Source organism: Renibacterium salmoninarum ATCC 33209, from assembly GCF_000018885.1.
Taxonomy (GTDB): Bacteria; Actinomycetota; Actinomycetes; order Actinomycetales; family Micrococcaceae; genus Renibacterium; species Renibacterium salmoninarum.
Genome location: NC_010168.1, coordinates 3047328 through 3060587 on the forward strand (window position 1 = coordinate 3047328; position 13260 = coordinate 3060587).

The window sequence follows — 13260 nt, forward strand, 5'->3', positions numbered from 1 at the left end:
TTCTCGCTATGGCAGGGGTTTGACCGTGTCCGAGTCGAGATTAGGGCTCGATCCGCTGGATGCGGCAAAGCTAGCCGAGCTGCTCAACCAATCCTCGGAGCGGCTCCGGCAAGCTGGTGACGGAGTAGCTGCTGTGTTGCGGCATGCGCTCTGGCATGGTCCCGACAGTGTCAGATTTCGTGGCCGCTGGCCAGCACATCAGTCTGCATTGCAGACCGTGGCCACCGGATTAAGCTCCGCGGCCGAAGAAGTGCTGAAAAACATCAAAGAACAAGTAGCCACCAGCGCAGTAGACCGCGCAGAAGGACAGTCGCCCGGTTTCACCGGCTCAATGATGACAGGAACAATCATCACCGGCGCAAAAACAGTCAATTCCAGCAATGTGATTCAGGACGGGTTGTCTTGGGTAGCGGATCAAATTCGCGTCAAGCCGATCTCTCGTGAAGCAGATAATGCTGAACAACAGTTGTTTCACCTCGGCGGGGTAATTGGCGACATGCTCTCGGGACGGTCCGCGACGATCTCCGAGCTGATAGCGGCAAGCACGCTGGCCGCCGGGACGCTAATCTCCGGCGGGATCTCGTTTGCCACGCTTGGTCATCTGAGCCCCAATTGGTTTGCGGACGGCAAGGCCCAAGTTGGTGCACCTCTTACAGTGTCCAGTGGTACCGAGCTTCGTAATGATCGCCGCCCACTGACCCGGCCCGAGTCGATCGCAGATATTTTCCAAAGTGTGGTCAGCGCTTACGATGCCAAGAACAGCCCGGATGCTGCTGCTGGCGACATTCGAATCGTAAAGATTGAACACCCCGAAGGCTCCGTCGGCTACACCGTAAATATTCCAGGAACTGAGGATTGGGGAGCTTCCGGCGGCAGTAATGGCCGCGATATGACCGGGAATCTCAAAATCATTTCCGGGCAGCTGAGCACGGGAAGTGAAGAAGTACTTCTCGCGATGAGAAAGGCTGGTATCCGGCCCGATGATCCGGTGATGTTGGTTGGGCATAGCCAAGGCGGGATGATCGCCGGGAATTTGGCTTCTGATCCAGCGGTCCTGAAACAATTCAACGTGACCAACCTCATCGCGGTCGGCTCGCCAATTGATGGCATCAACATTGACTCGCGGATTAATGTTCTTAGCGTCGTTCACCGGGGAGATATCGTGCCAAAACTCGATCTAGCCGGCATTAAAACTGATGGAACGCTGCTGCTGCCGCGCACAAACATCAGCTCCATCACCATGGACGATCCAGCCCTTGATCCCGCGGCGCTCAAACAACGAACGGAAAATGGCGGAGCGTTGGGCGGCGATGGCTATTTGATTGAAAATAATCATGACTTCCGCTTGTATCGGACCGATCTAGCCAAGGTTTCGCAATACCTCGGTATTCTGAGCTATCAGAATCAATCCGCAACTCAGCAGTTCATCGCGGGAAAAGGCGACTCCGTGAGCGCCGTCGATATTCCGGTTCAAGGAGCAGTTCATGACAATTCGCCGAAAGCTGATGGTCGTGCGGATCATTGGAGTCGTCGCCTGGCTATCAACTTCATGCTCCGCTGCCGGACCGAAGCCCGACGATGCCACCATTTCAGCAAATATGAAGGCTGCGCTCACCAAAATCACTGGCGTGGTCGACGTAGTAGCCAAATACGCCGGTTCAGCGGGGATGGGGTCCACCATGCTCGTCACGGTCAACATTGCCTCTGCCGACAAAGCCGCGGCCGTCCAAACCTTGAAAGCGGCAGTTAAAGCGGTTGTGGAAAATTCCACGGCAGCCAGCCCAACAACGGATGTGGATCTGGGCTGTAACTACGGCGGAACAAACGGCCAGTCCATTGACCTCACCGCAATCAGCCTGAGCCAGAATCCGACGCTTTCCGAGTTACGTGACTATGTCAAGAATTCCTGAGCCACAGAAAGCCGAAACATCGGGAAATACAATCGAGTCCTCTAAACGTTGCGACTGGTAGTCTTCAGCAAGCTAGAGCCCCTAAGAACAGGATTTTCAGATGAATCGCCGCAAGATCACCCTCGTTGGCCTACTCGCCAGCCTCGCACTCGTCGTCGCCGGTTGCGGCACGGGCGGTTCAACTAATTCAAATTCCGGTGGCGACACCTCGTTAAGCGCAGTCCAAAGCAAAGGCGAAATCGTGATCGCCACTGAAGGTACTTACAAGCCTTTCAGTTTCCACGAGAACGGTGGCTCAGGCGCGCTCACCGGTTACGACGTCGCAATCGCCCAAGCAGTTGCCGGCAAGCTCGGAGTCAAAGTTAACTTTCAAGAAACACAGTTCGACGGCATTTTCGCAGGCTTGGACGCGAAGCGTTTCGATGCGATCGCGAATCAGATTTCCATCAATCCAGACCAGCAAAAGAAGTACGAGCTCTCCACACCGTACACCGTCTCTACTGGTGTGATCGTGACCAAAGCAGACAATAACTCGATCAAGTCACTTGAGGACCTCAAAGGCAAAACTACCGCGCAGTCCCTGACCAGCAACTGGTACAAACTTGCCACGGACGCCGGCGCAAACGTTCAAGGCGTTGAGGGTTGGGCCCAATCAGTGGCGCTACTGCAACAGGGCCGGGTGGACGCCATCGTCAATGACAACCTGACCTACCTCGATTTCGCCAAGACCTCTCCTGACTCGGGCCTGAAAATCGCGGCAGAAACCACTGATAAGTCATCAAGTAAGTCATCAAGTGCCTTTGCGCTACCTGAACCGTTACCGGTTTTATGAATCGCCCCGGTGTGTCCGGAGACTTTCTTGTTTGAGAGGATCAGGACATGGCAGGGAAAACTACGACACGGTATCCGCAGGAGTTGAAGGATCGTGCGGAGATGGAGGGTGCGTCTTCGGAGTGGGCGGCGATGCAAAAAGTTGCCCAGCTTTTGGGTGTGGGTGTGCCGGAAACGGTGCGTAAATGGGTCCGGCAAGCCGAGATCGATGTTGGTACTAGAACTGGAACAACGAGCACGGAATCGGCCGAGCTGAAACGGTTACGGCGTGAGAACGCTGAGCTGAAACGGGCGAACGCGATCCTTCGGAGTGCTTCAGCTTTTTTCGCGGTCGAACTCGACCGCCACAACACTGATCGTGAAATACATCAAGGACCATGCCGGTCACCGCGAGAATAATGGATTGCGGTGGGGTGTCGAGTCGATCTGCCAGGTGCTTACTGGGACGGGGTGAAGACCACCCCGTCCACGTACTACGAATGGGTGGATAAAACACGATCTCACCGAGAACAACGTGATGAGGTGCTCAAGCCCGTGATCCAGAAGGTGTATGCCGCTAATTACGGGGTTTACGGCACCAGGAAAGTCTGGTTGGCGATGAACCGTGAAGGTGTGCCGGTGGCCAGGTGCACGGTAGAACGGCTCATGGGGTTACTTGGCATACAGGGTGCGGTCCGTGGCAAGGTCAAACGCACCACGATCAAAGACTCGAAGGCGGCCCGAGCGAAGGACTTGGTCCGCCGTGATTTCACACCAACGGCACCGGATCGGCTATGGGTAGATGATTTCACCTATGTTTCGACCTGGTCCGGGTGGGTCTATGTTGCCTTCGTGATCGATGCTTACTCTCGGAGGATCCTGGGCTGGTCAGCGAGTGCTTCTATGAACACCGTGCTAGTGCTCAACGCAGTTAATCAGGCAATCTGGAGTCGTGAACGGGCCGGGGCTGAGATTTCCGGGGTGATTCATCATCACGATGCCGGGGCTCAATACGCCTCCTTGGCCTTCACCGAACGCCTGGCCCAGGCCGGTATCCGCCCCTCGATCGGTTCTGTTGGTGATAGTTACGACAACGCCTTGGCGGAAACCATCAACGGGCTTTATAAGACCGAGCTGATCAAACCCGGCAAGCCCTGGCGGACTCTAGAAGAAGTCGAAATCGGCACCGCTGAATGGGCCGATTGGTACAACCACCGAAGGCTCTACCAGTACTGCGGAGACATCCCACCAGTAGAGCTAGAAAACCACTACTACAATCACTACCAGAGCACGGCAGCCGCCGACAGGCTCATCGTCTGAGAAACCCTCCGGACACACCGGAGCGGTTCACTGCGCTTGCGATTCGGAATGGTTGGTTTCACACCGGGGATATGGTGCGAAGAGATGCAGACGGGGTCTATTTTATTGTGGACCGCAAGAAGGACATGATTTTACGCGGCGGCTATAACGTGTATCCGCGTGAGGTTGAAGAAGTGTTGTACGAACATCCTGCGGTTGCTGAAGCTGCGGTAATTGGCCGGCCCGATGAGCTGCATGGTGAAGAAATCTACGCCGTGGTTGGTATCAAGCCAGAAGCTGATGGTGACCGTGAAGCACTGGCCATCGAAATCAAGGAATTCGCTAAGGAACGCCTTGCCGCCTACAAATTTCCGCGGCACGTGCTGATCATTGATGCGTTACCCAAGGGACCCACAGGGAAAATCTTGAAACGCGAAATTCAGGTCTGAACAAAATGGCGCCGATTTTCGGAGCCGTAACAGAAGCCCGTCAGATAAATGCAAGGAGCAATGGTGACTGAAACGACAGACAATCCAGCAACAGATAGCTTGGCTGGTAAGACCATCATCATGTCCGGTGGCTCGCGTGGTATCGGTTTAGCAATCGCGCTTCGGGCGGCGGCCGATGGTGCCAATATCGTGTTGATTGCAAAAACAGATCAGCCTGACCCGCGGCTCGAAGGGACCATCCATACCGCAGCCTCGGCAATTGAGGCCGCCGGCGGTAAAGCACTGCCTATTCTGGGTGACATTCGCTCTGACGAAACCATTGCGCAGGCAGTCTCCGCCGCCGTGGAAAACTTTGGTGGCATAGATATTGTGTTGAACAACGCAAGTGTTCTGTACTTGGCAAAAACCGGCGAAGTGCAGCCTAAACGATACGATCTGATGCAAGGTGTGAATGTGCGCGGTACATTCATGCTCACGCAAGCGAGTCTGCCGCACCTACTCAAGGCAGAGAATCCGCACATTTTGACACTCAGCCCACCGCTGAATCTTTCCCAGAAGTGGCTGGCCGCACATCCGGCTTACACGCTGGCAAAATATGGCATGACGCTAAACGCGCTCGGGTTTGCGGCTGAATTTGCCGATCGCGGCATCGCATCAAATGCGTTGTGGCCACGGACCGGCATCGCGACTGCCGCCGTCGCCAATCTTTTGGGCGGGGACGAGATGATCCGTCGCGCTCGGAAGCCCGAGATCATGGCCGACGCCGCGCATGTTGTGTTAACGTCGCGGGGTCTGACCGGACAAACGTTAATTGACGACGAGGTCCTTCGCACTGTGGGAGTCAAGGATTTCAGCCACTATGCGGTTGATCCAACGGCAGAGCTTTTTATGGATATCTACATCGACAACTAAGCCGATCCTGGGATGCATTTTCGGCCCGGGGTGATCGATTCGACCTACCGAATCGATCACCCCGGGCCGAAAATGCATCCCAGGACGGAATCTTGCGCTAGCGACCGACCTTGCCGGTTAGGGAAGCGATCGGGCGCAGGAATAGCGGTTGAGCTAAGACCCAGGCTGCCGCCATCACAATCAGCGAAAGCGCAAAGATGCCAAAGCCCCACCAATTGACTTCATCGGATCCGCCATACATGTGGTTGAGGTTACGCAGTGCTCCGGTTGCCAGCACCAAAGTGACATGCACGATGATAAACAGCACGAAATAGAGCATTACCGGGAAATGCACGGCCCGGGCGACTTCAATCTTGTAGAACTTATTCAGCTTCGTCGCATTTTTTGGCCAGGCACCAGACATCCGCAGTCCAGTGATGAAGGCTAACGGCGCCGCGATGAAGACGGTGATGAAGTAGGTCAACAGTTGCAGTGCATTGTAGTTAACCCAGCCATCGTCAGTCGGCCAGTTCAACGACAGGTACTGAAGGCCAGCTGAGATTGCATTAGGGAAAACATCCCAGCTAGTTGGCACAATACGAGTCCACTGACCGGTTGAGAACAGCACGATGACAAAAATGATCCCGTTGAGGAACCAGAACGCGTCCAAAGTCAGATGGAACCAAAGTTCCAGGCTGATCTTTTTTGGCGCGTTCTTGGTCTTAATGAAGCCTTTATTGTTTCGAGTCCAATACGCTGCTGGCCTGGCGGTAGTGCGAACTTGCCAGCCAGTGCGAATGATAAGCAGCAAAAAGAAGCCGTTGAGAAAGTGTTGCCAGCTAAGCCAGGCCGGGAACCCCACGGGCGCGCCGTCTGGCAGCTCAGACTGACCGGGGTAGTCGTGCATGAAACTCTTGACCGAATCAAGCTCTATAAACCAACGAGCGGCAAAAACCAGAATGACCAAAACCACTAAGGCGGCTGGAACAATCCAGACGAGCCTGGCCCATTTTCCCTCTTGCAGCTTTTTATACAGCGCAGACATGAATCCTGCTACCTTTCCGACGGTACGACGTTCAGTTGGAGCGGGATTTAATGGCGTCAATCAGTTGCGGCACCACTTTGAAAACATCGCCAACAATGCCAAAATCGGCAACTTCAAAAATGGGGGAGTCAGGGTCCTTGTTGATCGCAACGATCGTTTTGGAAGTCATCATGCCGGCGCGATGCTGAATTGCGCCAGAAATACCCAACGCAATATATAGCTGCGGAGAGACGCTCACACCAGTCTGGCCAACTTGCATTGGCTGATCGACGTAGCCAGCATCAACGGCTACCCTAGCGGCTCCAACTGCCGCGCCGAGGGCATCAGCAAGCTGTTCTACTAAGACAAGATTTTCCTTGGAGCCGAGGCCACGGCCACCAGAGGCAACCTTTTCAGCGGTGCGCAACTCTGGGCGAGCAGAAACTGTTGCTGGGTTGAACTGATCGATCAGCGCAACCGCAACATTGCTTACCGAGATATCCAATGCTTCAACTGAAGGTTGGGCGGCAGGCGCGTGCGTTTCAACGGCCCCTTGCCGGATTGTCAAAATTGGCAATCCAGCCTCAACCGATGATTCGACGGTGTACTCGCCACCAAAGACTGAATGTGTGGCGATGATGCGATCTGCTTCAGATCGCACGGCAACGACGTCGGCCGCAAATCCAGCATTAGCGCGCACGGCTAGCCGTCCAGCGACTTCCCGGCCATCAATTGAGTTTGCAATCGACACTGCGGCGGGCTGCAATGCGGACACGGCCGCAGTCAACGCTTCCAGCTGTGGTGCGACCAATACCGTGCCGCTTTCCGGCGCGACGGCGCTATAGATCTGCGCAGCGCCAAGAGCGCCAAGATCGCTGACGTTCTGTTCGGTGAGCGGTGCTGCCGAGGCGAGCACCGCGATCGGGGTCCCAAGCTCTGATGCCGCGCCCAAAAGTCCGCGCGCGCTTCCGGCTAGTTCGCCGCTACGGTTGATTTCAACAAGTACCAAAATGTTCGACATTATGCAGTCCTCCTAGACCAAGCGCCCAGCAACAAGGAATTCGGCCAACTCAGCCGCAGCATTCCCGTCATCAACAATTTTCTTACCGGCGGCGCGCGGCGGGCGTTCGCCAACGCTGACAATCACGGAGCGTCCCTCAGCGGGCGCGCTGATTCCCAGCTCACCAAGCGAGAGGACAGTGACCGGCTTCTTCTTAGCCGTCATGATCCCCTTAAAATTTGGAAAGCGCGCTTCTGCAGAGCGTTCGGTCACGGTAACGACGGCAGGCAACGGTGCGTGCACGTTGAAAGTGCCGTCATCGCCTTGCCGCTCACCGGAAACTGAGCCTTCTTGGATGTCTGCTGAAAGCAGTGAACCCAGCAAGGGCAAGCCCAGATGTTCAGCAATCATGGCCGGAACTACACCAGCGCGTCCGTCGGTCGATTCATTGCCAGCAATGACGACGTCGAATCCGGTCAGTTTCACCGCCGCCGCAAGTGCTGCTGCGGTGCGAGTTACGTCAGCTCCCGCGAGGCCGTCATCGAGCACATGAACCGCTGAATCTGCACCCATGGAGAGTGCTTTACGCATCGCTTGTGTCGCATCGGTTGGCCCCATGGACAGCACCACGACTTCAGTCTTCTTGTCTGAATCTTTGTATTGCAGTGCAACTTCCAGCGCTCGTTCGTTGATTTCGTCGGCGATGGGGTCGCTGGCCTGGCGGTCTAGCCAGCCTGTGGTCGGATCCAGCTTTCGTTCTTCGCCGGTATCTGGGACTTGCTTCACAAGCACGATGATCTTCATTGATTCGTTCCTTTTGGGTCGAAATTTTTCAGCTGTTCCCTCAGGGGCGGCCTGGATCCGCACCGTGATTGTTTCACGAGATTGGACCGCGTTGATGCTTTGCCAATTATCCTACGAACAATTCGCCGGCCTCAGCTTTTGCTACTAAGGACTCCGGCGGCGCGAATTGTGGACCGTAACGCTCCGCAAGCTCGCGAGCTCTTGCGACAAATCCTGCCAGCCCACCCTGATATCCATTGATGTATTGAATAACGCCGCCGGTCCACGCTGGGGTTCCAATGCCAAGGATTGAACCAATATTGGCATCGGCAACCGAATGTAGAACACCTTCATCGAAACACTTAACGGTTTCGAGCGATTCAGCAAACAGCATGCGTTCCTTCATATCTTCGAAAGGGATCTGTTGGCTTCCACCGAAAACTTCTGTCAAACCAGACCAGAGACCCGTGCGGTTACCGTCGAGGTAATCATAAAATCCAGCGCCCTTCAGCCGACCGCCTCGAGACAATTCCAACATTTTGTCGAGAACTGCATAGGCGGGGTGCTCGAAGTACGCCGGCCCGCTCGGATCAGCGTGCGAGGCGTCCCTGCTGGCAAGGCGAATCTTATTCATCAGCTCCAGGTTCAGCTCGTCGGCCAACTGTAACGGCGGTGCCGGGTAGCCAGCTTGCGATCCCGCTTGTTCGATCGAAACCGCGCTGATGCCTTCACCCAGCATGCCCAGGGCCTCGTTCATAAACGTCGCAATGACCCGACTGGTGAAGAAGCCACACCGGTCACTAACGACGATGGGCGTTTTGCGGATTTGCATCGCGAGGTCAAAGGCGCGGGCCAGGGTGGTCGGGGAAGTATTGGCCCCGGTGATAATTTCCACCAACGGCATCTTGTCCACGGGGGAGAAGAAGTGCAGGCCGATGAAGTTCTCTTGGTTCTGAACGCCTTCAGCTAGCGAGGCGATCGGCAGCGTGGAGGTATTTGAAGCTAGCAAAGCATCAGCAGCTACGATGCTCTCGATTTCTTGGAACGCTTGTTGTTTGACTTCGACACTTTCGAAGACCGCTTCGATGACCAGATCGCAGCCAGCTAAATCTGCAGCTTCCGTGGTGGGAACAATTTTCGCCAACAGGGCTTGAGCCTTTTGAGTTGTTGACTTTCCCCGAGCGATCTCCTTTTCCAGCAGCTTCGCTGAGTAGGCCTTACCCCGTTCTGCTGCCTCAAGAGATACATCTTTGAGTACCACGTCGATTCCCGCTTTGGCGCAGACATAGGCGATGCCCGCGCCCATCATGCCAGCACCCAGAACCGCTACCTTTTGTGCGACAGCTTTTTCGATGCCCTTGGGTCGGCTAGCGCCAGAACTGATTTGAGCTAGATCAAAGAAAAAGGCTTTGGTCATTTTTTTCGACACTTGACCGGTGACTAACTCAACGAAGTAACGCGACTCGATGTGTAATGCGGTTTCGAAATCTACCTGTGCTCCCTCAACCGCAACCGCCAAAATGGCGCGGGGTGCCGGATAGTTAGCGCCCTTGAGTTGTTTGCGGAGATTTGCCGGAAATGCTGGCAAATTCGCAGCTAGCGCTGGCGTAGCAGGGGTGCCGCCCGGAATTCGGTACTTTGGCACATCCCATGGTTGCGTCGCGGACGGGTTCGCCTTGAGCCAAGCCTTTGCCGCTGGGAGTAGCTGCTCAACGGATCCAACTACTTCATGAATCAAGCCAATTTCCAAGGCTTTCGCCGGGGCGTATTTTTGCCCCTGTAACAAGACCTTCATTGCCGCATCCGCAATACCCAGCATTCGTACCGTGCGGACTATTCCACCACCACCGGGAAGCAGCCCAAGCGTCACCTCTGGTAGCCCGAGTTGCACACCCTTGACGTCCGCCGCGATCCGATAATGGGTAGCTAGGGCAATCTCCAAACCGCCGCCAAGGGCAGTGCCATTGAGGGCAGCAACCACTGGCTTGCCGAAAGTTTCCAGGATGCGCAACTGCGATTTTATCTCGGTAGCTAAGTCCAGGATTTCCTGGGCTTGCTCCGGCTGCGCGGCAGAAAGCTGGCTGAGGTCTCCGCCGGCAAAGAAGGTCTTCTTGGCAGAAGTTAGCACTACGCCGGAAATTGAATCCTTCTCTACGACTAACCTGTCCACCGTTGCGCGCATTGATTTGGTGTAGGAGTCGTTCATGATGTTGGCGGATTGGGCCGGATCGTCGATCGTGAGAATCACGACGCCGTCGTCGTCTTGTTGCCAGCGAATGATGTTCGGTTCGATGCTGTTCTGCTCGGTCATTATCAGAGATTCCTTTGGCCTAGACGCGTTCGATCAAAGTGGCAACACCCATACCGCTGCCAATGCACAAGGTGATGACAGCGCGGCGGAGATTTCTACGTTCCAACTCGTCAACCATCGTGCCCAGAATCATTGCGCCGGTTGCTCCGAGTGGGTGCCCCATGGCAATTGCTCCACCATTGACGTTGAGCTTCTCAGAAGGAATGTTCATATCGCGTTGATACTTCAGCACCACAGAAGCGAAAGCTTCGTTGATTTCGAATAGATCAATGTCATCCACGCTAAGCCCAGCTGTCCTTAGCAATTTTTGGGTGGCCGGAGTTGGCCCGGTCAGCATAATTGTCGGGTCAGCGCCACTTGTTGCGGTAGCGACAATTCGTGCTCGCGGCGTCAAGCCTAAATCTGCGCCGACTTGCTCGGAACCGACCAAAACAAGTGCAGCACCGTCCACGATTCCAGAGGAATTCGCGGCGGTGTGTACATGGTCGATCTTTTCTACCTGGTGATATTTCTGCAGCGCGACCGCATCGAAGCCACCCATCTCGCCCATGGTGGCAAACGCTGGATTCAGCGAACCGAGGGATTGCACTGTAGAGCTGGGGGGGCGATGCTCGTCATGATCCAGAATCATTAATCCATTCTGATCTAGAACCGGAATGACGGAGTTGCTGAAGTAGCCTTGCTGCCAGGCATTTTCGGCACGTTGCTGTGACTGCACGGCGTAGCCATCCACATCGTCGCGGCTAAAGCCCTCAATGGTGGCAATCAAATCCGCACCAATTCCTTGCGGTACAAAGTAGCTGTCGAAGTTTGTTGCCGGGTCCATCGCCCAGGCGCCGCCGTCTGAGCCGATGGGAACTCTGGACATCGATTCGACGCCGCCGGCGATGATCAAGTGGTCCCAACCGGAGCGAACTTTCTGGGCCGCAGTATTTATTGCCTCCAACCCCGATGCGCAAAAGCGGTTGAGCTGAACGCCACCGACTGTATTGGGCAAACCGGCGGCAAGCACAGCGGTGCGGGCGATGACCACACCCTGATCTCCGACCGGAGACACGACGCCAAGAACAACGTCATCAATCCGATCTACGTCCAGGTTGGGATTGCGTTGGCGAAGGGCGTCAATTTGGCCCACCAGAAGTAAAATCGGCTTAGCCCCGTGCAGGGCACCATTCTTTCCGCGCCCGCGCGGGGTTCGAATTGCGTCGTAAATAAAAGCCTCTGTGCTCACGCTTACCATTCCTTTCATCGGTCCGTCAGCTGGCCCGCAAAGCCAGTTCCGACGACGTTCTTGTCGCTAGGGCAATCGTGCAAGACTATTGGCGCAGCGTCAATAGACTCGCATTGGTTCTTATTTAGTCGATAGAGTTTCGAGAGTTTTGAGATGTTCGCCGCCAGATTGCACGGTTTGCGGAATAGCTTCACTGATAATTGCGAAGAGCGCGCCCGCTAGCAGCGAATGAGTTTGTTTTCGGCTGAGTGTCTTGCGGACTAACCACTCACGGCCACCACTTCGAGCGAGTTGACCAAAGACCCGAAGCATGGCTCGGATTTGCGTACGATTGCCACCAGCGCTGCTAAGTCCCATGGAGGCCATGAGTCGATCAACTGAGACGTTTTCGGCGGTTATTAAAATCTGTTCCAGCTCAGGGTCCTTACCTAATCCATTGGAGCTCATGGCTGAGAGCCAGGCGAGGCCCGCATTTTCCAGGTAGTCCAAGAACCAAGCAACTCCGGCGTCAACCCGCTCCGCCATTGTTCCTTCGGTGGAACTGCGGAAATCCATCGCCGGCATCGTGGCAGTATTGCGAATTACCTCAAGATAGATTTCTCGTTTGGAGCCAAAATAATGGTTTACCAAGCCACGAGCGACGCCGGCCTGGCTGGCAATGTGACTCAGCGAGACTTCGGCGTAGGGTAGCTCTGAAAATAGCTGTTTGGCGCAGGCGAAAATTTGCTCGCGCCGTTCATCGGGGCTTAGCCGTTGCCAGCGTGGTTCGGACTGCTCTTGCGGGGCAGGCAGATTACTCATGCAAACGACTCCTTAACCAACGATGAGGGTATTGCTTATTGACGCTCTGCCAATTATTGCGGATTATTGACGTTGTGCCAACTGTTTTCCGGTACTAATTGTCCGACTCGATGAAAGTGAAAACTCGGTGATCACTGTTACTGGCACAGCCCAGCATGAAGCGTGGCAGCAAAAGAGCATGCCTGACGTCGAAGAAGTGCGGCCAGGTGTCTGGTCGATTCCGGTGCTCTTTCCTCGAAACCCGCTTCGCTACACCTTGAGCTATCTTTTGCTTGGCACTGCTGGTGCGGTCTTGGTTGATCCGGGTTGGGATAGCGACGAAGGCTGGCAGAAACTGCTCGCGGGCCTTGAGCATGTTGGATTCCCGGTTGAGGATCTCACCGGGATTGTGGTTAGCCACTTCCATCCCGATAATTTGGGCATGGCGGCCCGGCTAAAAGCGGCCTCCGGTGCTTGGATCGGCTTGGGAAGCAAGGAGGGCATTCAGCGGGGCAACGTTGATCGACCGGAAGATTTTGCCGCCGCAGATCTGGCTAAGTTTGCACGTTGGGGTGTGCCCGAACCGAAATTGGCCGAGGTTACCTTTTCAGCCGCTGCTTGGGCTGCGACTAGCGCTAGTCACGAGCCGGACTTACGTTTCGACGACGGTGATTATTTACCTCTTGACGGCACCCGAATTCAGGTGCTGTTCACGCCAGGACACGCCCCAGGGCACATTTGCCTTTGGGACGAAAAAAATCGTTGCTTTTGA

12 protein-coding genes and 1 pseudogene are annotated in these 13260 nt (G+C 55.2%); 7 read left to right on the plus strand and 6 right to left on the minus strand.

The window, feature by feature from the left end; translation table 11 throughout:
- Positions 1-25: 25 nt before the first annotated feature.
- From RSAL33209_RS16695 to RSAL33209_RS15105, 6 genes and pseudogenes are all read left to right on the plus strand, one after another.
- On the plus strand, positions 26-1750 hold the full coding sequence (locus RSAL33209_RS16695) for a lipase family protein (protein ID WP_049759025.1): 1725 nt from the start codon (positions 26-28) through the stop codon (positions 1748-1750).
- A gap of 7 nt (positions 1751-1757) precedes the next feature.
- Positions 1758-1910 carry a hypothetical protein gene (locus RSAL33209_RS17685; RefSeq protein ID WP_158541154.1) on the plus strand — a complete coding sequence of 51 codons (153 nt, stop codon included), beginning with the start codon at positions 1758-1760 and terminating at the stop codon, positions 1908-1910.
- Positions 1911-2010: 100 nt separating this feature from the next.
- Positions 2011-2742, plus strand: a complete 732-nt coding sequence (locus RSAL33209_RS15085) for a transporter substrate-binding domain-containing protein (RefSeq protein WP_012246774.1) — start codon at positions 2011-2013, stop codon at positions 2740-2742.
- A 47-nt stretch (positions 2743-2789) separates the two neighbouring features.
- A pseudogene (locus tag RSAL33209_RS17300) lies at positions 2790-4040 on the plus strand (IS3 family transposase).
- Positions 4041-4111: 71 nt separating this feature from the next.
- The gene (locus tag RSAL33209_RS17305) at positions 4112-4468 is read left to right on the plus strand and encodes an AMP-binding enzyme (RefSeq protein ID WP_012246775.1); all 357 of its coding nucleotides are present in this window, start codon (positions 4112-4114) and stop codon (positions 4466-4468) included.
- Between the two features lie 60 nt (positions 4469-4528).
- A complete protein-coding gene (locus RSAL33209_RS15105) occupies positions 4529-5380 on the plus strand; it encodes an SDR family oxidoreductase (protein WP_041685937.1) in 852 nt (283 codons plus the stop codon).
- 97 nt (positions 5381-5477) lie between these two features.
- Here the strand turns inward: RSAL33209_RS15105 and RSAL33209_RS15110 are convergent, their stop codons facing one another.
- The 6 genes from RSAL33209_RS15110 to RSAL33209_RS15135 all read right to left on the minus strand — a co-directional run bounded on the left by RSAL33209_RS15110 (position 5478) and on the right by RSAL33209_RS15135 (position 12509).
- Positions 5478-6404, minus strand: coding sequence for a cytochrome b/b6 domain-containing protein (locus tag RSAL33209_RS15110; RefSeq protein ID WP_012246777.1), 927 nt, complete (start codon positions 6402-6404; stop codon positions 5478-5480).
- A gap of 31 nt (positions 6405-6435) precedes the next feature.
- On the minus strand, positions 6436-7404 hold the full coding sequence (locus tag RSAL33209_RS15115) for an electron transfer flavoprotein subunit alpha/FixB family protein (protein WP_012246778.1): 969 nt from the start codon (positions 7402-7404) through the stop codon (positions 6436-6438).
- Between the two features lie 12 nt (positions 7405-7416).
- Positions 7417-8187: an electron transfer flavoprotein subunit beta/FixA family protein gene (locus tag RSAL33209_RS15120; RefSeq protein ID WP_041684879.1), complete on the minus strand. Its 771-nt coding sequence runs from the start codon at positions 8185-8187 to the stop codon at positions 7417-7419.
- A gap of 106 nt (positions 8188-8293) precedes the next feature.
- Complete coding sequence (locus tag RSAL33209_RS15125; protein ID WP_012246780.1) at positions 8294-10477, minus strand: 3-hydroxyacyl-CoA dehydrogenase NAD-binding domain-containing protein; 2184 nt, start codon at positions 10475-10477, stop codon at positions 8294-8296.
- 19 nt (positions 10478-10496) lie between these two features.
- The gene (locus RSAL33209_RS15130; RefSeq protein WP_244862356.1) at positions 10497-11717 is read right to left on the minus strand and encodes an acetyl-CoA C-acetyltransferase; all 1221 of its coding nucleotides are present in this window, start codon (positions 11715-11717) and stop codon (positions 10497-10499) included.
- A 111-nt stretch (positions 11718-11828) separates the two neighbouring features.
- Entirely contained in the window at positions 11829-12509 is a 681-nt protein-coding gene (locus tag RSAL33209_RS15135; RefSeq protein WP_012246782.1) for a TetR/AcrR family transcriptional regulator, read from the minus strand.
- A 127-nt stretch (positions 12510-12636) separates the two neighbouring features.
- On the opposite strand from RSAL33209_RS15135, the gene RSAL33209_RS16700 reads away from it, so the two are divergent.
- Positions 12637-13260, plus strand: coding sequence for an MBL fold metallo-hydrolase (locus tag RSAL33209_RS16700; RefSeq protein WP_012246783.1), 624 nt, complete (start codon positions 12637-12639; stop codon positions 13258-13260).